Source organism: Alteromonas sp. AWQ4_252, assembly GCF_056158205.1.
On the sequence record NZ_JBSWSV010000001.1, the window covers coordinates 2,974,412 to 2,993,657 of the forward strand.

Below are 19,246 nucleotides of genomic sequence, written 5' to 3' on the forward strand. Positions count from 1 at the left end.
GATTACTTCAATAAGCGCGTTGAATTTGTAACGACAATGATACTACTTAAACTCATGCCAATCACTGCCATCCACGGGGTTAATACACCAGACATCGCAAAAGGCAGCACAATCATGTTGTAGCCTAGTGCCCATGCCATATTTTGTTTTATTGTCCGGGTAACCCGCCGCGCCATTTCAAACAACTTAGGCAGGCTATTCAGTTTGTCGTTTATTAGCAGAATATCTGCTGCGTTTTTAGCAACATCACTGGCATTACCCACTGCAACTGATACATCGGCTGCTGCAAGAACAGGCGAATCATTGATGCCATCTCCCAGCATCATGACCCCCTTGCCACTTTGCTGCATTGACAATACTGTATCGTATTTAGCTTGGGGCGTCTTCTCACCCATAGCGTTAGGAATAGCCATAGCACTGGCTACTCTGTCTACATTTTCCTGTATATCACCACTTAATAATATGAGTTCCTTCTCACGAAGGTGGGAAAGGGCGTTGAAAGCGTCGGGTTTAATGCTGTCTGTAACATCAAACGCAGCGAGGCATTGTGTGCCTGAGACCAGAAATACGTTTGCGGTGATAGGAACCGATTGTGGGCTAATACCAGTAAAGGCAGCAGACCCCATTTTGTAGTGCTTAGCGCCAATAACGCCAGAAATACCATGGCCAGGGACGACTTCAAACTGTGTTACCGGCAGCACGTTTTCACAGGTGAATGCTCGTGCAAGAGGATGCTCGGATAGGGCTTCCAGCGATGCAGCGATAAGCCATACGTCCAGACTACCTTCTTGGTACCATCGTGTAGCAACGCTAAATTTTCCTTCGGTAAGCGTACCTGTTTTGTCCATTACCAGGGTATCAATTTTGTTTACCTGCTCCAGTGCATCGGCACGCTTTACTAGTATTCCTTGTTTATTTAGCGCCGCCATAGCGCAGGTTAGGGCTGATGGTGTAGCAAGGCCGAGAGCACAAGGGCAGGTTGCTACCAGCACTGAAATTGTTATCCAGAACCCATCATCGCTGCCCTTTAGCCACCAGAATATGTAAGTGGCGCACGCTATCACGAGCACAGCAAAAACAAAGTAGCTAGAAAACGTATCGGCCATCTGTGCAATGCGGGGTTTACTGGCAAATGCCTGACTTTGCAGTCTAATGATTTGATTAACCAGAGCGTGCTTTAATGTTTGCGTTACCTTAACTTTTAACACACCCACCTGATTTATCGTGCCACCGTAGACAGTGTCGCTCACATTTTTACGTACCGGCTCAAATTCACCGGTAAGCATTGATTCATCTACAGATGATTCACCTTCAACTATGATCCCGTCAATGGGAATGGTTTCGCCTGCTTTTACAACTACCGTTTCTCCCACAGTCAGGGTTTTAGCTAAAACCTCTCTGATCCCACCATCAGAGGAAAGAGTTGAAGCCGTAATTGGAATGTACTGCATGAGGTTGGCTGATAGTTGAGCGGCTTTGTGTCGACTTCGATGTTCAAGAAAACGGCTAAGTGAAAGCAGAAAAATGAACATACAGATGGACTCAAAATAGACATCGCCCTGTTGTAAAAAGGTGGCTTTGATACCCGCTAAATAGGTCGCAAAAATAGCGATGGTAACAGGCACATCCATATTTACCGTTCTTGCCGACAAAGCTTTGAGCGCTCCGATGTAAAACGTACTCCCGGAATACACCACTACCGGTGTTGTGAGCACCAGCGCTATCCAATGGAAATATTCTTTTGTTGTCGAATCCATACTGTCTAGCAAGTCGAAGTAAAGCGCTGCAGCCAGCATCATTACTTGCATAGTCATTAGCCCGGCGAGTCCCAGCTTCTTTAGGAACTGTTTGTCTTCTTTTTTATAACTTTCTTCGTGTTGGTCGGCGTGAAACGGTAATGCCGGATAGCCAATTTTCTGTAGAACAGCCATGATTTTACTAAGGGGTATTTGTAGTGGATCCCAACTGACAATGGCCCGTCGTTGCGCCACATTAACGGCAATTTGTTTCACGCCCGCTACTTTCGACAGTTGCTTCTCTATGAGCCACGCACATGCAGCACAGGTTATCCCTTCCAGTGTTAACTCGATTTGTTTGTGTTTGCCTTCATCAAAAACAAACTCTTCCTGTAACGCTGGTTCGTCAAATACATTGAGCTTTGCAAAAGCGTCTTCAGGCGGATTCTCGCCTTTCACAGCGGGCTCAGTTCGAAACTGATAATAATCTTCAAGCCCATTCTCGACGATTGTTTCAGCTACCGCTTTACACCCAGGACAACACATTGGCCTGGTTTCATTGAGTACGACAGCCGTGAGTGGTTGTGCGGGGTTCGTGGGTTCACCGCAATGGTAACAACTCTCTGGTTCAGTCACAGAATCGTTCACGGATTAAAAACAATGGGATCTGATTGTGGAAGTAAAACAGTGTTTTGAATTTTCCACTGCTCATCAAGTGGCGATAAGCTCACTCGCCATTTACCGTTAAGTGGCTGTGATGTTAAACCGCGATAAATACCGCCCGCATCACGGGTTAGCAATACCTCAGTGTCTCTCTCACTTAACGTTACGTGAAAGAAACGCAGTTTGAGGGCCGTGCCATCTTCCGGACTACCCGAATGGAAGGTAAGTGCAATCCGATCACCTGTTACTAAAAGCGTAGTAGATATATTTTGATCACGAGCTCGGGCCTCTTTATTTAAAGCGGCATTAATGGCTTTACCTTCCTTGTAGTAGTCATCAATAACAAGACTGTCTTGTGTTGAAGAGGCGAGATATACCAAAAAAACACTCATGAACACTGTAACTATGGGCACAGTTATTAAAAACCAGGGCCAGAACTGCTTGTACCAGGGACTATGTTTCATTTGTGCTTTCTCATTTACGGTTGGTAAATAACATCAGAAGTTAAATTTAATGAACCTTAATAAAACCAACATGATTTCAATCAATTGGAGTCTTCATTAGGTTATTTTCCCATAAAAAAGCCCCGTAAACACGGGGCTTTTGACGGTTTAACTAGGTTTAATTCGACAAACTATAAACATAAGCGGCAACGACGTGTATTTTGTCATCGCCCAGTGTTTTCTTAAACGATGGCATTACGCCATTTCTGCCGTAGTACAAAGATTCCGTCACAGATTCTTCGGTTGAGCCGTAAAGCCAGATATTGTCAGTGAGATTAGGCGCACCCAACATTTGGTTTCCTTTACCATCAACGCCATGACAAGCCACACAGACGGTAGCAAATCGTGCTTTACCTTCATCGATGAGAGCAGTCATTTCCTCTGGTTGTTCCCGGCCACTGAGGCTTAATACGTAGGCAACGGTTTCCTTAATACCTTGTTCACCCAATGCACCGAGCCAGGCTGGCATGGCACCCTGGCGACCAAGCGTGAGGGTTTCGACAATTTTTGCACCACTACCACCGTATAACCAGTCATCGTCAGTTAGGTTAGGGAAGCCAACATTTGCACCGCGGGCATCAGAGCCATGACACTGCGAGCAGTTTTGCATAAACAAACGTTGACCAACTTTTAACGCTTCCGGATCTTTTGCTAAGTCCTCAACAGGAACTTCTGCGTATGCTTTAAAAATCGGGTCGTAGGTTTCATCCGCATTATCCAGTTCCCGATCATACGCAACTAACATTCCGGCTTCTTTTGCAGCTATGCGAGCCTGGGCAGATTCTTCCAGAGATTGCACGTTCTGGTTAGAGCTCTTCCAGCCCCATAGCCCCTGAAATGACCCTAAGCCAGGATATAGCGCAAGATATAAAAAGCTCCAAACGATACAAACGTAAAAAAGAATCGTCCACCAGCGGGGCAATTGATTGTTGATTTCTTCAATGCCATCGAAAACATGCCCCATGCCTTCGCCTTCTTCCACTCCGGTCTTGTTGGCCAGTGCCCAGCGCAACAATACGAAGCAGCCTATAATGGTTCCCAGTGTGATCACTGAAATCCAGATTGTCCAAAACGTGCTCATCAGTTTAAGACTCCTGCTTATCTTTTATATTTTTTTCTTCTGCTTCATCGGCAAAAGGAAGGTTAGCGGCTTCGTCGAATCTTTGTTTATTCCGACTGCTAAACGCCCACCATACAATGCCAACAAAGCTTATAAACACAACAACAGTAAAAATGCTGCCTACCAGGCCTTGATCCATATTCATTTTAAATACGTCCCAAGGGACTGCAGATAAGCAATCAGCGCTTCCATTTCTGTTTTGCCTTCTACTGCCGCTTTAGCACCAGCAATGTCTTCATCAGTGTAAGGAACGCCAAACCCGCGGAAGACTTCCATCTTCTTAGCAGTGTATTCGCCGGTAAGCGTATTTTCTGCTAACCACGGGAAGCCAGGCATATTAGATTCAGGCACTACATTGCGCGGATTAATAAGGTGCACTCGGTGCCATTCATCACTGTATCTGCCACCTACACGGGCAAGGTCAGGACCGGTTCTTTTAGAACCCCAGAGGAAGGGATGTTCCCATACTGATTCGCCGGCAACAGAATAGTGACCATAACGTTCGGTTTCAGCGCGGAAAGGGCGAATCATCTGGCTGTGACAGCCAACGCAGCCTTCACGCATATATATGTCACGCCCTTCAAGCTGAAGAGCGGTATAGGGTTCTAAACCTTCCACCGGCTCCATGACTTGCTGCTGAAACATAAGTGGTAAAATTTGAACCAGTGCTCCAAGGCTGATGGCGATCAAGATAAGGACAGTTAACAGTCCGACATTTTTCTCAATTATTTCATGTGGATTTTTCATATTCTGTGCTCCTTATGCTGCCTGAGCCGCTGGCTCAGCTGCGATACTGCCTTTAGGGGCACGGACGGTTTTCCATGTGTTGTATGCCATCACCAGCATGCCAACAACCACGAACACACCGCCGATAAAGCGTACGACATAAAATGGTTTGGACGCTTCCAATGACTCAACAAAGCTATAGGTTAAGGTACCGTCAGCATTAACCGCACGCCACATCAAACCTTGCAGAACACCTGATATCCACATGGCGACAATATAAAGTACAACACCGATAGTCGCTAACCAGAAATGAACATTTACTAAGGTTGTGGAGTACATGGCCCGTTGTCCGAACAACACAGGGATAAGGTGGTAAACAGAACCGATGGAAACCATGGCAACCCATCCTAAAGCTCCTGAGTGAACGTGACCGATTGTCCAGTCTGTGTAGTGGGACAGGGCGTTAACGGTTTTAATTGCCATCATGGGACCTTCGAAGGTAGACATACCGTAAAATGACAAGGATACAATTAAGAAACGCAAAACAGGGTCAGTTCTCAATTTATGCCAGGCACCTGATAAGGTCATGATACCGTTAATCATACCTCCCCAGGATGGTACAAAGAGAATGACCGACATGACCATACCCAAGGATTGGGTCCAGTCAGGCAATGCTGTGTAGTGTAGGTGGTGAGGGCCTGCCCATATATAAAGCGAGATCAGAGCCCAGAAGTGAATGATTGATAAGCGATAGGAATACACAGGTCGTCCTGCTTGCTTAGGAACAAAGTAGTACATCATTCCCAGGAAGCCCGCAGTAAGGAAAAAGCCAACTGCGTTGTGCCCGTACCACCACTGCATCATTGCATCTACTGCACCAGCGTACAGCGAATAAGATTTAGTGAAAGAAACGGGAATAGCCATGCTGTTACCAATGTGCAGCACTGCAACGGTAAGCATAAATGCACCTAAAAACCAATTCGCGACATAAATGTGTGATACCTTTCGAATCACTAAGGTGCCGAAAAAGTTAATGATGTAGGCTATCCATACTAAGGCGATAAGAATATCAATGGGCCATTCTAATTCGGCGTATTCCTTCGTGCTGGTTAAACCAAACGGTAAGGTGACCACAGCGAGTACAATAACTGCTTGCCACCCCCAAAAAGTGAAAGCGGCGAGCTTATCACTGAAGAGACGGACCTGGCAGGTACGTTGTACGATATAATATGAGGTAGCAAACAACGCGCATCCACCGAATGCAAATATTACCGCATTGGTATGCAATGGTCGCAGCCTTGAAAAGGTGAGCCATGGAGTATCGAAATTGAGAGCGGGAGCAAATAATTGCGCAGCAATAAATACCCCCAACCCCATTCCAATAATACCCCAGACAATAGTCATGATGGTAAATTGCCTGACTACTTTGTAATTGTAGTCAGGTTGTGCTTGGCTTATTTCACTCATTTGATAGTTATTCCACTTCTAAGATAAATGGGCTTTCAATTTGCGACACTATTGATGTTTGCTAGCAATTGCGCTAAACACATTCAGCGGTGATATAGTTATGTTGTACCAGCAAATTGATTAACGGATAATAAGTTCTTTACTACAAAAAAGATATCGTAAACTAGTTGCATTTGATCTCCATCAAACTTCGCAAAAATTTTTTTAAGTTACAACTGTTTATTAACAAATATGATACCAATAAAAAATCAGGGTTACATTGCTTTTGCGCTGTTTCTCTTCGTTTTAATTGTTTTTTTCGCGCTGCGTGGCGGCGTGACAGATAACCCTCCCTCCATGGGTTTAGATAACCATTGTGAGTTTGTCAATTCCCATTGTCGCATAAACCACAATAATAACGTTGTTTTATCAACATTTTCTAGTATACCTGAACCAGAAATGTCTATTACAGTTAACTTTTCTTTACCCGATTACCTTGAAATAGACAGTGTCTGGATTGAAGGTGTGAATATGTACATGGGAAAAGTGCCTGTTTTGGTTGAGGAAACAGAGCCTGGGAATTGGTCAGGCTGGTTTATGTTAGGGGCTTGCAGTGAACCTGTGATGCGCTGGAAAATGATAATGTATCTGAAGAACAGTAACGAACCACTATTATTCTATTTTGATACAAAAATGCCCTGACAAGCAGGGCATTAATTTTATAGTTGGCTGTTCATATAAAGAGGCAGGCCTAACCGCTTGATGAGACCAAGTTGCTGCTCTAACCAGTGGGCATGGTCCATTTCAGTGTCGTCGAGTAATTCCACCAGCATATCTCTGGTCACGTAATCTTTTTCCGATTCACATAACGCAATGACTTCTTTGAGTTTTGCATCAACTTCATACTCTACCCGTAAGTCACTTTCGAGCATTGCTGGTACGTCGTCTCCCTTTTGGTAGCCCGTCCTGGTAACCATGTCAGGTTCGCCTTCAAGAAATAGTATTCGCTCAATTAACTTGGTGGCATGGCCTCGCTCATCATCAAATTCGTGATTGATACGTTCGTATAATTTGTTAAGACCCCAATCGAGATACATTTGAGAATGAATGAAATACTGATCCATGGCAGCGAGCTCATAAGACAGTAACGTATTAAGCGCATTGATGACAGATTGATTACCCTTCATCTTAGTCTTCTCCTTCTATCTGCTTTAACAGGTAGTTTTGCATGCCCATGGTGTCAATTTGATATTCTTGAGTTTCAAGCCAGTCAAGATGCTCTTCTTCGTATTCCAGAATGGATTCAAGCATATCCCGGCTAACATAATCCTGTTTCTCTTCACAAAGTTTTATACCTTCGCGAAGTACAGGCAACTGTTCTGTTTGAAAACGCTTATCGCACTGCAACATTTCAGCGGTATCTTCGCCAATATAGAGTTTTCCCAGTGCTTGTAGATTAGGAAGCCCTTCTAAAAACAGAATGCGCTCAATGAGTTCGTCCGCCTGTTTCATGTCCTTGATGGATTTTTTGTAATTCTTCTCATTAAGTTCACCAAACCCCCAATTCTTAAACATGCGAGCATGCAAAAAATACTGATTTATGGAAGTGAGCTCAACGGTCAGAATCTCGTTCAGCTTTACAATGACTTGCTTGTCGCCCTTCATAGCCGGCACCCTTATTAAATTTCAGCAGAGTATAGTCGCTTACTGATGAGTTGTCAAAAAAGTTCTTATAAAACAACTGGATAGTAATGATAACAATTCCCAGTCCCACCTCTTTTATTATTCAGCGACTCGTTGAGTTTCTTCGTTGACATAAGACAGTGATTCTTCTGCGAAACCTAACCCAGCTTCTGTAAAGAAGTTAAATACTTTGTCTACTCCACGTTCAAGCAAGCGTTCAACTTCATCTTCATATCTGGCAATAGCTGCAATTTTTCCCTGATAACCAGAAAATTTAAGCTGGCGGGTAATATTCACGGCATCATCTATGGAAGGTAAGGCTAGCAGTACAAGCTTTACCTGTGACACGTCCAGATTTTCCCACAAATCAACGTCTTCACCGTCACCGCAAATTACTTTAAGTCCTTCCTTTTGCAGATTCTTAACTTTCACTCTGTCAGCATCCATACCCCACACAGCGTTGTCAGCCAATTTGTGTAGCGAGTGGAATGCGCCGGTACCAACCCGTCCCATGCCTATCACTAAAAATTCAGCTTGCTTTATTACCGGGTAAACATCTTCCTTTAAGCGCTCAGATTTTTCGAATTTTTGTAAATCTTGTTTAATCTTCAAATAGTGGTTGTGGCTATGGCGATATAGCAAGCTGGTGATAACGAACGACAAAGAAACAGCCAAAGCCAGTACGACTAACCAGTTTTGTTCAAGCATTCCTAAACTCACAGCAAGCGCACCAACAATTAAGCCAAACTCACTGTAGTTACTCAATACCAGGGAGGTGAGATAGCTAGTGCGGGCTCGAAGTTTAAGCCTTGTAAATAACGTGAAAAACAGCGCAAATTTAATAAAGAGAAAACCGCACAATACGATGGCAGTGACAATCATCGTAAAATCTGGCAAAGCGGTGAGGCCGATGGAGAGAAAGAAGCCAATTAAAAATAAATCTTTAAAAGACAGCAATGATTTAGATAGTTCGGTTGCTTTGGGGTGCTTGGCGAGTAATACGCCAATGAGCAGCGCCCCCAGATCGCCTTTAATGTTGACTAAGTCAAATGCCTGATAGCCCCCGAGGGCAAGCACAAAACCGGTGAGCGGAAGCAATTCTCCGTGCCCGGATTGGTCTATCATACGGTTTAGCAGAGGTAACAGGGGAAATGCAGCCAATAAGCATAAAGCCCATACAGATGGTAGTTTACCGGTTGCAACAACCAAAAACAGCACTGCGAAGATGTCTTGCATCACCAGAATACCGATAGCAAGTTTGCCGTGACGGGTTTTACTTTCCCCGCTTTCTTCTAAAACTTTAATAACACATACCGTGCTACTAAAACTAAGAGCAAAGGCAATGAGCAATGCACTTTCTATAGAAAGTTGTCCGAAAAATGTAGAGAAGAGAAACGCTAACCCATACAAAAGGCCAGCGATAACGCCAACCCATATCAGCGTATGACTTACACTCCCAAACCAAATTTCAGGTTTGCTTAAGTCTTTAATGTTTAATTTAAGCCCAATAGTGAAGAGCATAATTGTTATGCCGAGATCCGCGATAGATTGTAACTGATCCGTCATGCTATATCCCATGGCGTTTAGTACAAAACCCGCAATCAAGTAGCCGACCAGAGGCGGTACCCTCGCCATTTTTACAGACAGACCACAGACAAAGGCAAAAAGAAGAAAAAGATATTCCATGTACAACGAGCTCAAATTTTTAATCAGAAACAACAATGCATTTAGGATGCGTTAGATTTATTCGTTTGTAAATTGAAGCTTGGCAGGTAATGATGCAATAAAATGCCATCAGAGTGATTGGTTCGTGGGATACAAGACTGATCCTAATGTATGCCAAAGTCATAGCACTCTTTATCGTTTATCGGGGGCCTGCCTGGAATGCACAAATCTATTTTAACTGTTCTTTTTCTATTATTTACGTTGAATGTTGTCATCGCTTTATTCTGGCAAGGTTTAATATGGTTGTTAGTTATTACCGGAACCATGTTTTTTATCGCACTGTATGACGTGTTCCAAAGCCGTCATGCAATTTTAAAAAATTACCCACTTATTGGTCGCGCTCGATGGGCAATTGAAGCACTTCGGCCATTTATACAACAGTACGTTCTCGAGTCAGACACAGATGGAAAGCCCATTAGCCGTATGCATAGAAGTATAGTCTATCAGCGTGCAAAAGATGCGCTGGATTCGTCGCCATATGGCACTCAACTCGATACCTACCAGCCCGGTTATGAATGGATAGGCCATTCGCTTTCTGCCATGGACATGGATGAAATGGGAGAACACCCTAAAGTGAAAATTGGCGGGCCGGCTTGTTTAAAGCCATACCATGCCAGCATTTTGAATATTTCAGCGATGAGTTTCGGTGCGCTGAGTAGTAATGCAGTTGAGGCATTAAACAAAGGCGCTGCAAAAGGTGATTTTTACCACAACACCGGGGAAGGAGGCTTGACCCCTTACCACCTGAAACACGGGGGCGATATTGTCTGGCAAATAGGAACGGGGTATTTCGGGTGCAGGGACAAGGGTGGCAACTTTGATGCTAATGCGTTTAGTGAAAAAGCCCGTCACGAGAACGTCAAGATGATAGAAATCAAGTTGAGCCAAGGGGCTAAACCCGGTCACGGTGGGATCTTACCTGCCCATAAAAACACCCCCGAAATTGCCCGGGTGAGAGGCGTTGAACCACACACTCAGGTAGATTCTCCGCCCAGGCATACCGCCTTTTCCACACCACTGGAAATGATGGATTACATTGCAAAACTGAGGGAGCTATGTGGTGGCAAACCAGTAGGTTTTAAGTTATCACTTGGCAGAAAGAGTGAATTTATTGCTATATGCAAAGCAATGGTTGAAACCGGCATCATGCCCGACTTCATTACTGTTGATGGTGGGGAAGGGGGTACAGGTGCAGCACCGTTAGAATATACAAATTCCATTGGTTTTCCTCTCCGTGAAGCCCTTGCTTTTGTTGATGACTGTTTAACCGGGTACGATTTGCGTAAACACATTAAGATTATTGCGTCCGGAAAAATTATAACGGCGTTTGATGTGGTCAAGAATATAAGTCTGGGGGCTGATTTATGTAATAGTGCAAGGGGCATGATGCTCGCCCTTGGCTGTGTACAGAGTTTATCCTGTAATACAAATGCGTGTCCTACCGGTGTGGCAACACAAAACCCGGAACTTGCCCGGGGCCTTGTGGTTGAAGACAAGTTTGAACGGGTTTTCCGCTTCCATAAAAAAACCATTCACGCATTTCTTGATATTTTATCTTCTACAGGCCACGGCGACCACGCAGCCCTCAATAGGACACATATATTCCGTAGGGTTAACGAACAGGATGTGCTCAGATACGACGAGATATTCCCGCATGTTAAGCGAGGGGCTTTTTTATCTGATGATATTCCCCAGCGCTTTGCTTTACACATCGAAGAGGCTTGCATTGGTAGCTTTATTCCTAAAAGTCTGCTATCGACAATCGAGGAAGAAACAAAAGCAGTGTAAACTTGATGTTAATCAATACTGTGATGATCTGTTTACTCTATCATTTTTATTGTGCAGTAATGAGTCGTCGATTTTAGTTGATTAGAGCGGTAGCCTTTGTTGCAAAAAGAAACGCATAAGGTGAACTGGCCCTTTTAATCATTAAGGAGAAAGAATAATGCAAACTTACAATGCAATTCTGGTAGCCATCGATATATATTCTGATTACGAGCAGGTCATTCAACGGGCAGTGCAAGTAGCGGGCAGTACAGTAAAAATCAATTTACTTTATGTTGTATATCCGCAAACCAGTATTGAACCCTATGGGTTATTCTTAGAGACGGATTATTCTGATGAAATTTGCCAACAGGCAAAGAGAAAACTGACGTCCATAGCAGATCATCACAATATCCCCCATACGCACACCCATGTAGTTGTTGGCGCAGCAGCAGAGGAAATCCACGAAGCTGCCGAGCGATTAAATGCTGATCTTATTGTTATAGGTACGCATGGAAGAAGCGGTATGCGGTTATTGTTGGGGTCCACAGCAAATGCGGTTTTACACGGTGTAAAAACCGATGTGCTTGCCGTAAAGGTGTAACATTCCCACGTTAAGGTAACCTTTTTGCACTTTACGTATGGTCTGTGCCTGGGTGAATAGAGCGGTATGATAAAAAAGCAAAAGGGATTTAAACGAATATACCACGCTACTTTGTATTCAATGAGTGGGTTAAAAGCGTCGTGGTGCAGTGAAGCTGCAGTTCGCCAGGAGCTTACGGCTATGCTTTTTCTCATACCCGCTGCTTTTTTTGTAACGCCAGTCACAGCTGAACGGTTGATATTGATAAGCAGCGTGGTACTGATCCTTATAACTGAACTACTTAATAGTGCTATAGAAGCGCTGGCAGACAAAGTAAGTCTTGAATTTCACGAACTTATTCGAAAAACCAAAGATATTGCATCATCTGCCGTATTTGTTGCCATTCTTCTGGCAATTGTATCCTGGGTTATGGTGTTGATAGACTGAAAAGCCAAAGCGACGCCTTAACCCAGAAAATAAACTTTTCCGGGTTAAAAAGAAGCTGCTTTGCTTCCCTCTGGTAGCTGTTCGTTTACCAGTTCTGTTACCGTGCTTTCTATAAGCTTTAAATGTGAATGATGAACTTTAGCCTGTTTGGCATTTTCGAAACTGATTGTTTCAAAGCATACATCATCACCTTCACTGCAAACTCTCACCAATACATCGTCATTATTGTCAGTAACAGGAACACGAATATAGAGAGGCTCATTGTGAGAGTCAAAATACTCGAATGCATCGTCCAGTGATTTGAACGGTGATTTTTTTTCTGGTTGCAAAGACCAGTGGGATGATTGAGTTACGATTTGCGCTAGCAACTTTGCGTGTTGTGTTTTCATTTCACAAGGCATAGTACATTCCTCCGTTGTTGCGGTTCTTACGGAAGAAACATGAAAATAGTTTATGGCTGGCAGTTATGTTTAATTCAATTTGATATCAGATTGTTGAATAAAAAATCTAAACTTTGTGCCTTAGATATTCAATCATTCCTTTCATTCCAAACTCTATAACTCCCGGCTATAGATAAAATAAGCAGTCGCTCTATTTTTGCCCATATTTATTCCCGTAAATAAACGTTACAAACACTACTGCGTCAATGATTCAGCTTGTCTTCACTGCTGCGTTCATCACAATTTAAAATAACAAATACATCACCCGGTAAATATAAAATATTACAAATAAAGAATTCCTGAAGAACAAACTATTCTTGACGAAGGCCGCTACTGGCGGTTAAATGTTCAAACATAATAAAAACGTAACATTGCAGATAAAAATAGAACACAACAACAGGTGACACTATGAAGAAGGAAAAAGCACGTTTTGCTGCACGCTATTTGAGCAAGCAAATTCGTCAGTCTTGGAAACCCATAAATGTAATCGCCCCGCTTTGTTTAGCAACCGCTGTGCTTTCAACTCCAGCTATGGCGCAACAACAAACGGGAAGTATCAGAGGGCAGGTTGAAGCGGGTGATTCAACAACCAGTGTAGCTGGCATTGAAGTAACAGCATCCAGTTCAGTTATGCCTAAGCCACGTTCAGCGACCACCAGAGAAGACGGAACCTTCACAATGCCGTTTCTTTTGCCGGGTGAATATACAGTTTCATTTAAACTACCCAATGGTCAAACCAAAGAATTTGAAACCCGTGTGCTCCTGGAACAAGCTTCTTCTATTAATTTTGTCTATTCGCCAGACAATACGGAAGTGATTACTATTACCGGCAGCCCATTTGTTACCACAGGCGATTCTTCGTTAACAAATTCCTTTGGCGCAGAAGTGATTCAATCCTTGCCAGTGGGACAAACCTATCGGGATATGCTGAAAATTTTACCTGGTGTGGAATATTCTGAGAACGGTACTCTCGGACCATCAGCGGGTGGATCTGGGGCTGACAACAGTTACGGTTTTGATGGTGTAGATTTGTCTATGCCTATGTTCGGTAACCTTTCTTCTGAACCATCTACCCATGATATAGCTAGTGTTTCGGTTGATCGCGGTGGCGCGAAAGCCATTGGTTTTAACCGTTCTGGTGGTTTTGCCGTTAACTCAGTATCCAAATCAGGTACAAACGAATTTCACGGTAGCTTGGAGTATCGTATCCAGCCTTCATCTTTTTCTGCCACACCGAAAAGTGGTGTGATTCAAGATACTGATCAAAGCTGGATCATAGCCTCGGTAAGTGGCCCTCTTATTGAAGATGAACTTTTCTTCTACGGTTCTTTCTATCGCCCGGAAGTAGACGGAAGCAGCAAAGAAACAGCTTATGGACCAACCAAAGATTACGACAGCGAAAGAAACGAATATTTCGGTAAATTAACCTGGGCACCTACTGACGATATTTTACTCAATGCCAGCATACGTGATTCTGAGCGTACGGTATCAGGTGCTTCAATTGGCGCATTTGAAGCGGATTCAGTGTCAGTGGGGTCTGAATCTAATCTTAGTATTTACTCTGTTGATGGTTCCTGGTTACTAGATGAATCAAGCCTGTCGTTTAAATACGGCAAGTACGAAGAAGACTTTATCGACACGCCAGATGTTGAACTTAGCGTGACGCCTTCAATTGGTGGAAGCCTTGATGTCACTCGCTTAGACGAGATGGGTTATTTTAATGTACCGGGATTACGTGACGGCGATCTTACTGACGAAGATATTCAGTTCAACACCGGTGCTTTGCCCCTTATCAATGAATATGGTTATATTGGTGACGATGGCCAACCTGCTGGCGGCGGTGGTGTAGGTGCCTATTCAACGTACAACAGACAATCGTTTGAACGTGAAAGTTTCGAGCTTGCTTTTGACACAGAGAAAGCGATTGGTGATATGTATCACACCATCCACGTTGCTGCAAAGTGGGAGGAAATCTCAGAAGATTTAGCCAGACTCTCAAATGGTTGGGGGGTGATAAGTTACGTTGGCGGAGTGAGCGACGAATTCCCAGGCGCTTATTACGTAGCAGACGTTCAGCAAATGAGTTTGAGCGTTGATGGCGCAGAAACACCGTCAATTGTGTCATCTTCAGAAACCATAAACTTTGAAATAAACGACACCATTGAACACGGTGACTTCACCTACAATATCGGTGTTCTGATTTCAAAAGATACCCTTTACGGACAAGGGTTACGTGAGAACAGCAGCAACGTATCTGGCTACGAAAGTGCGCCGGGTCACAAGTATGAAATGTATTCTACCGACTGGAAAGACATGATCCAGCCTCGCTTGGGTGTGACGTGGGAATACGATGATGAAAGCACAGTGTTTGCTAACTATGCCAGTTACAACCCTAACGCTACATCGTTAGCCCGTGCCGCAAGCTGGGACAGGAACTCACGAGCGGCTATAGAGGTTCAATTTGATGAAGATGGAAATTATCTGGCTTCAGGGGCGAAACCAGGTTCATCAGGTAAGTTCTTCGCCGATAATATGCGTCCGCGCCGTATCGATGAATACACTTTGGGTACAACACGGGCACTGAGTAACAGCTTGATGCTTCGTTCACATGTTCGTTTCCGTTACGGGAGCCACTTCTGGGAAGATATGCCCAATGGTGCGCGCTTGTATGGTGATTACGAAGGTGGCTCAGTACCTGCGGACATTGCAGCGAAAGGCTTGTACATCGATAACTTAGATGAGTTGCGCGCTGAAGTTGGCGGTTCATCTTACGTAATTGCAGAGGTTGACGGTGGACAGACTAAGTACTGGGAATGGAGCTCAGAGCTTGAGTGGTTCGGTGAGCGTACATACCTGAACGCGTCTTACACATGGAGTCACTACTATGGTAACTTCGACCAGGACAACACCACAGCAACCAATGATGCCAACAACTTTATCGGTTCTTCATTCTATGGTGATGGACGTGGTCGTATGCCATGGGATTTCCGTTACGGTAAATTGGCAGCTGATAAGCCCCATAAAGTGAAGGTATTTGGTTACTACACGACAGATTGGGAAGCCAACATTGGTGCTTACTTCATCTTCCAATCAGGCGAAGCATGGAACGCCTGGGATGGTTCTCTGTATGGATATTCTTCCAGTACCAGTCGTTTTGCCGAACCAGCGGGTAGCAGACGAGGCGCGAGCCACTGGCAGCTTGATTTGAACTACACCCAAGACTGGGTGATAAGCGATTACACAGTTAAGTTCCGTGCGGACTTGTTTAACGTGTTTGATAAGCAAACCGGTTATAACTACAACCCATACGTGACCGCTGATAGCTTCGGTGAGCCTCGTAATTACTACAATCCAAGACGATTACAGTTGTCTCTGATCATGCAGTTCTAAGTTATTTTTAGACAATAAAAAACCGCCAATTTTCAAATTGGCGGTTTTTTTATGGCGATAATTAAATCTTAAAATTGTTGTATTGTATTGCCGTTGGCGGAGAGGGTGCGGTCTTTAACTCTGATCTCCGACACATAGTTCAGTTCTTCATCTTTTACAATAAAGCCAGCTTGCATATATTGTTCTAATAAAGGCGCGAATTGGGGCAGGGCTGTCTCTACGTCTTTGCCAATATATGCAGACAGTTCTGCGTTGGCTTTTGCTGCTATTTCACCTGATTCAATGTCTTGTGATGTAAAACTGGAAAACGACATATCGCCATCCAATTTGATAGGCACTGCATTGTAGTTAAGGCTGATGTCGTTTATGGCTAAGCCTGGTGAGTTGCTTCCAACTTCATCCAGTAACTCCATCATCATTTCTACCTGATCGTCATTCGTAGTTTGCAATGAATTCATCATGGTAAGTGCTTTTTCTGACAAACCATACAAACGGATATCAGCAACCATATTTGATACGTCAATGGGCATTTGGCCACCCGTTAATTTAACGGTGGGAGACGACACGATGTAGTTAACATCAAACTTGCCTTCTTCATACTCACTGGTGACTGTTTTTATTTGTATGTCTTTTGCTGCGAATGACTCGCTAGTAGCAGAATCAATAGTAATGGAATTGAGTTCTACTGCTGTTTCACCCAAGTACGTCATACCTGATAAATACGTCATATCTCCAGTCATGCTGATTTCGCCAATGTCAACTTCAGCCTCTTCTGACACGACAGACAATCCGCCCCACGCAAAATCTAATGTCATATCTTCTATAGCAAGATCGCTTACTGAAGTAAGCGCCATACTTTTAACATCCACGTTGCCTTCATCACTTTGAATGATAAATGCATCGGAACTAAATGAGCTCTTAATCGAGTTGGTAAGTGGGCTTAGTGTCCAGCCAGCTCTGTAAGTGTAATCTTTGAACGCTTCTTTAATTTCTGCGGGAATCTCTAATTCAGATATATCGACTGTATTGTTGCAGCTCATATAAAACGGATACACGCTACAGTCGTTATCAATATAAACGGAAAACGTTTGGCCACTGTAATCAGGTACGCCAAGGGTTTTGAAAAATGTGTCTGAAACCGTAAACTGGAAGCGGTCTTGAACCGCTGTAAAGGAAGAGGATAGGGCAGTTCTTGTAACAGCAATTCCCACTTCATTATATACTTCTGCGTTTTTTGCCAGGCTATTTGTTATTGCATCATCATAAGCTTTTTGCGTATACCACATCCCTCCAGCGGCGACGGCAATAACACCTACTGCGATTAGGATCCCTTTTTTCATATTAATTCCTTGGTCGTTTAAAAAGTGGGGTGACTACAAGTTACCCGAATCTTCAATAGCACGAATGTGTTACAGTTTCAAACAGCTGCGTTTCCATCGCCTTAACTTTTTTATAGAAAGCATTGGGTTCATCTCCCTTATGCATGCCATCAATCGTCATGGCGTAGCCTGACAATTTCATATCGATGGCTTTGTTTAGCATTCTGGTTCTGTATCCCTCCATCTCAAAAATAAACACATCGCTTTGAGATGAAAAACCTGAAACAAAGGGTAGCGAGGTGACTGCATCCGCAACACAATCCAGAGATACAGGCTTTACATAAACCCGGTCTAATCCTGCCATATTATTTTCTGGAGTACAGGCAAGCAATATCAGCGAAGAAGCTAGTAAGAAACGTTTAATCATCAGTCATTCGTTAGTAATTTGAAGGGGCGATATAATGCGGTTAAGCCAGAAGACTGTCAATAATAGGGCGGATTAAACAGTTTTCCGTTACGCGTAACTAAAAGGTGAACATTGAGACTATCTTTTGTGGCGTTTGGCGAGTTTCGCCATACCGCCTCTACCAATTTGAGCCTGGCGGCTGTAGTGTCCAGGCATATCAGGCGAACGCCATCCGCCCGCTAATTGCAATTCTGGTAAACTGGCACCGTCTTCGGCTAGCGAAACTGCGCCGCCAACACGGCCGCTATGGGGAGTAAGCTTTTGAGAGATATCTGCACGCAAACAAATACGCTGCCATATTCTATAAATACTTGAATAATTGAGAACACTCATTTGGCTGCCAATGGCATCTTCATTATAGGGCAAAAGTGCATGGCCTCGGTTTGCTATTCGACGAAACAATATGCCACTGTTCAATCGCCTGGGGTCTGCTTTATCTCTATCGGCCCTTGTTTCAGGAATGGTATTTGACTCAGCAATATATTCGTCAATCATCGATATGGTACTAGAGGAAATAAAACGATAATCTCCCTTGCCCGTTTGGTCAGATTTTGACGTCAACACGAAAAGTGCATTATTACGCCGATGAATGTGTTCCAGACAAACTCGAACAACTTCATCAGCTCTAAGTAAAGCGTCAAACATAAGATTGATGATAGCCAGATCTCGCATTTCCAATAAGGTATCTGGAATAACCCGCTCATTAATGGCCTCAAGCAAATCCAACGTAAGAGGCTGCGCCTGATGATGACTGTATTGAAGCTTTTGATTTTCAATCAATGAGAGCCTTACGAAATCCTTTAGATAGCTACTTTGCACAATAGGATTGGGAAATTGAGCAATCTTTAGAAATTTGCTGAGAGCACTAAGCCGTCGCTTTATGGTTCTGTAGGCAAGGGGGCTTTGACATAATACTTCTACGTAGGATTTTATACACTGCTCATTGCTGTCAAAAGACGGTGTGAATCCTGGGTAGCCGTATTGCTTGCAGAAAAGAGCAAACTCGTTAAAGTCACTAATATAAGCGCGCTGGGTATTTTTGGGTAACCTGGTGAAAATATCTTTAAAATATCTGTTAACGAGATTTTCGCTTTCGTTAAGCTGAGTTGTAATGGTTAAAGATGCGGTGTTTTTCATGAGCTGGTAACTGTCTATCTTATTGATTTCACGCATGATAACTGTAATTATCATGCGTGAAATTAAGCGCATTTGTAAATGAAAAATACAGCAAAACA

Annotated in this window: 18 protein-coding genes; 5 read left to right on the plus strand and 13 right to left on the minus strand. The window is 43.6% G+C overall.

The features are described from left to right. Positions 1-2 precede the first annotated feature (2 nt). The 6 genes from ACXACM_RS13170 to ccoN all read right to left on the minus strand — a co-directional run bounded on the left by ACXACM_RS13170 (position 3) and on the right by ccoN (position 6,215). Entirely contained in the window at positions 3-2,372 is a 2,370-nt protein-coding gene (locus tag ACXACM_RS13170) for a heavy metal translocating P-type ATPase (protein ID WP_474822264.1), read from the minus strand. Positions 2,373-2,380: 8 nt separating this feature from the next. Beyond that, complete coding sequence (locus tag ACXACM_RS13175) at positions 2,381-2,863, minus strand: FixH family protein (RefSeq protein ID WP_474822266.1); 483 nt, start codon at positions 2,861-2,863, stop codon at positions 2,381-2,383. 157 nt (positions 2,864-3,020) lie between these two features. Then, the gene (ccoP, locus tag ACXACM_RS13180) at positions 3,021-3,983 is read right to left on the minus strand and encodes a cytochrome-c oxidase, cbb3-type subunit III (RefSeq protein WP_474822267.1); all 963 of its coding nucleotides are present in this window, start codon (positions 3,981-3,983) and stop codon (positions 3,021-3,023) included. A 4-nt stretch (positions 3,984-3,987) separates the two neighbouring features. Further along, positions 3,988-4,161: a cbb3-type cytochrome oxidase subunit 3 gene (locus ACXACM_RS13185; protein WP_474824346.1), complete on the minus strand. Its 174-nt coding sequence runs from the start codon at positions 4,159-4,161 to the stop codon at positions 3,988-3,990. 2 nt (positions 4,162-4,163) lie between these two features. Continuing rightward, positions 4,164-4,769 (minus strand): cytochrome-c oxidase, cbb3-type subunit II, encoded by a 606-nt coding sequence (gene ccoO / locus ACXACM_RS13190; RefSeq protein WP_474822269.1) that lies wholly within the window; start codon positions 4,767-4,769, stop codon positions 4,164-4,166. A gap of 12 nt (positions 4,770-4,781) precedes the next feature. Further along, positions 4,782-6,215 carry a cytochrome-c oxidase, cbb3-type subunit I gene (gene ccoN, locus ACXACM_RS13195; RefSeq protein ID WP_474822270.1) on the minus strand — a complete coding sequence of 478 codons (1,434 nt, stop codon included), beginning with the start codon at positions 6,213-6,215 and terminating at the stop codon, positions 4,782-4,784. Positions 6,216-6,446: 231 nt separating this feature from the next. Between ccoN and ACXACM_RS13200 the strand changes: the two genes are divergently transcribed. Beyond that, a complete protein-coding gene (locus tag ACXACM_RS13200; protein WP_474822271.1) occupies positions 6,447-6,896 on the plus strand; it encodes a hypothetical protein in 450 nt (149 codons plus the stop codon). A 17-nt stretch (positions 6,897-6,913) separates the two neighbouring features. Here ACXACM_RS13200 and bfr (ACXACM_RS13205) read toward each other — a convergent pair whose 3' ends face one another. From bfr (ACXACM_RS13205) to ACXACM_RS13215, 3 genes are all read right to left on the minus strand, one after another. Then, entirely contained in the window at positions 6,914-7,381 is a 468-nt protein-coding gene (gene bfr, locus ACXACM_RS13205; RefSeq protein ID WP_474822272.1) for a bacterioferritin, read from the minus strand. Position 7,382: 1 nt separating this feature from the next. After that, positions 7,383-7,859 carry a bacterioferritin gene (gene bfr, locus ACXACM_RS13210; protein WP_474822273.1) on the minus strand — a complete coding sequence of 159 codons (477 nt, stop codon included), beginning with the start codon at positions 7,857-7,859 and terminating at the stop codon, positions 7,383-7,385. Between the two features lie 117 nt (positions 7,860-7,976). Next, positions 7,977-9,563, minus strand: a complete 1,587-nt coding sequence (locus ACXACM_RS13215; RefSeq protein ID WP_474822275.1) for a cation:proton antiporter domain-containing protein — start codon at positions 9,561-9,563, stop codon at positions 7,977-7,979. A 198-nt stretch (positions 9,564-9,761) separates the two neighbouring features. Between ACXACM_RS13215 and ACXACM_RS13220 the strand changes: the two genes are divergently transcribed. The 3 genes from ACXACM_RS13220 to ACXACM_RS13230 all read left to right on the plus strand — a co-directional run bounded on the left by ACXACM_RS13220 (position 9,762) and on the right by ACXACM_RS13230 (position 12,396). Next, on the plus strand, positions 9,762-11,390 hold the full coding sequence (locus tag ACXACM_RS13220; RefSeq protein WP_474822276.1) for an FMN-binding glutamate synthase family protein: 1,629 nt from the start codon (positions 9,762-9,764) through the stop codon (positions 11,388-11,390). A 157-nt stretch (positions 11,391-11,547) separates the two neighbouring features. Next, positions 11,548-11,970, plus strand: coding sequence for a universal stress protein (locus ACXACM_RS13225; RefSeq protein WP_474822277.1), 423 nt, complete (start codon positions 11,548-11,550; stop codon positions 11,968-11,970). Positions 11,971-12,036: 66 nt separating this feature from the next. Beyond that, entirely contained in the window at positions 12,037-12,396 is a 360-nt protein-coding gene (locus ACXACM_RS13230) for a diacylglycerol kinase (protein WP_474822279.1), read from the plus strand. Between the two features lie 44 nt (positions 12,397-12,440). Here ACXACM_RS13230 and ACXACM_RS13235 read toward each other — a convergent pair whose 3' ends face one another. Further along, entirely contained in the window at positions 12,441-12,797 is a 357-nt protein-coding gene (locus ACXACM_RS13235; protein ID WP_474822280.1) for a hypothetical protein, read from the minus strand. A 447-nt stretch (positions 12,798-13,244) separates the two neighbouring features. On the opposite strand from ACXACM_RS13235, the gene ACXACM_RS13240 reads away from it, so the two are divergent. Then, positions 13,245-16,226, plus strand: a complete 2,982-nt coding sequence (locus ACXACM_RS13240) for a carboxypeptidase regulatory-like domain-containing protein (RefSeq protein WP_474822281.1) — start codon at positions 13,245-13,247, stop codon at positions 16,224-16,226. 68 nt (positions 16,227-16,294) lie between these two features. Here the strand turns inward: ACXACM_RS13240 and ACXACM_RS13245 are convergent, their stop codons facing one another. From ACXACM_RS13245 to ACXACM_RS13255, 3 genes are all read right to left on the minus strand, one after another. Further along, positions 16,295-17,566 carry a DUF945 family protein gene (locus ACXACM_RS13245; protein WP_474822282.1) on the minus strand — a complete coding sequence of 424 codons (1,272 nt, stop codon included), beginning with the start codon at positions 17,564-17,566 and terminating at the stop codon, positions 16,295-16,297. 52 nt (positions 17,567-17,618) lie between these two features. Further along, entirely contained in the window at positions 17,619-17,972 is a 354-nt protein-coding gene (locus tag ACXACM_RS13250) for a hypothetical protein (RefSeq protein WP_474822284.1), read from the minus strand. 117 nt (positions 17,973-18,089) lie between these two features. Then, the gene (locus ACXACM_RS13255) at positions 18,090-19,148 is read right to left on the minus strand and encodes a tyrosine-type recombinase/integrase (RefSeq protein WP_474824348.1); all 1,059 of its coding nucleotides are present in this window, start codon (positions 19,146-19,148) and stop codon (positions 18,090-18,092) included. Positions 19,149-19,246 lie beyond the last annotated feature (98 nt).

Coding starts and splice junctions, on each gene's coding strand:
- ACXACM_RS13175 (WP_474822266.1), bottom strand. CDS start 2,863: ATGAAACATAGTCCCTGGTACAAGCAGTTCTGGCCCTGGTTTTTAATA.
- ccoP (WP_474822267.1), bottom strand. CDS start 3,983: ATGAGCACGTTTTGGACAATCTGGATTTCAGTGATCACACTGGGAACC.
- ACXACM_RS13185 (WP_474824346.1), bottom strand. CDS start 4,161: ATGGATCAAGGCCTGGTAGGCAGCATTTTTACTGTTGTTGTGTTTATA.
- ccoO (WP_474822269.1), bottom strand. CDS start 4,769: ATGAAAAATCCACATGAAATAATTGAGAAAAATGTCGGACTGTTAACT.
- ccoN (WP_474822270.1), bottom strand. CDS start 6,215: ATGAGTGAAATAAGCCAAGCACAACCTGACTACAATTACAAAGTAGTC.
- ACXACM_RS13200 (WP_474822271.1), top strand. CDS start 6,447: ATGATACCAATAAAAAATCAGGGTTACATTGCTTTTGCGCTGTTTCTC.
- bfr (WP_474822272.1), bottom strand. CDS start 7,381: ATGAAGGGTAATCAATCTGTCATCAATGCGCTTAATACGTTACTGTCT.
- bfr (WP_474822273.1), bottom strand. CDS start 7,859: ATGAAGGGCGACAAGCAAGTCATTGTAAAGCTGAACGAGATTCTGACC.
- ACXACM_RS13215 (WP_474822275.1), bottom strand. CDS start 9,563: ATGGAATATCTTTTTCTTCTTTTTGCCTTTGTCTGTGGTCTGTCTGTA.
- ACXACM_RS13220 (WP_474822276.1), top strand. CDS start 9,762: ATGCACAAATCTATTTTAACTGTTCTTTTTCTATTATTTACGTTGAAT.
- ACXACM_RS13225 (WP_474822277.1), top strand. CDS start 11,548: ATGCAAACTTACAATGCAATTCTGGTAGCCATCGATATATATTCTGAT.
- ACXACM_RS13230 (WP_474822279.1), top strand. CDS start 12,037: ATGATAAAAAAGCAAAAGGGATTTAAACGAATATACCACGCTACTTTG.
- ACXACM_RS13235 (WP_474822280.1), bottom strand. CDS start 12,797: ATGCCTTGTGAAATGAAAACACAACACGCAAAGTTGCTAGCGCAAATC.
- ACXACM_RS13240 (WP_474822281.1), top strand. CDS start 13,245: ATGAAGAAGGAAAAAGCACGTTTTGCTGCACGCTATTTGAGCAAGCAA.
- ACXACM_RS13245 (WP_474822282.1), bottom strand. CDS start 17,566: ATGAAAAAAGGGATCCTAATCGCAGTAGGTGTTATTGCCGTCGCCGCT.
- ACXACM_RS13250 (WP_474822284.1), bottom strand. CDS start 17,972: ATGATTAAACGTTTCTTACTAGCTTCTTCGCTGATATTGCTTGCCTGT.
- ACXACM_RS13255 (WP_474824348.1), bottom strand. CDS start 19,148: ATGAAAAACACCGCATCTTTAACCATTACAACTCAGCTTAACGAAAGC.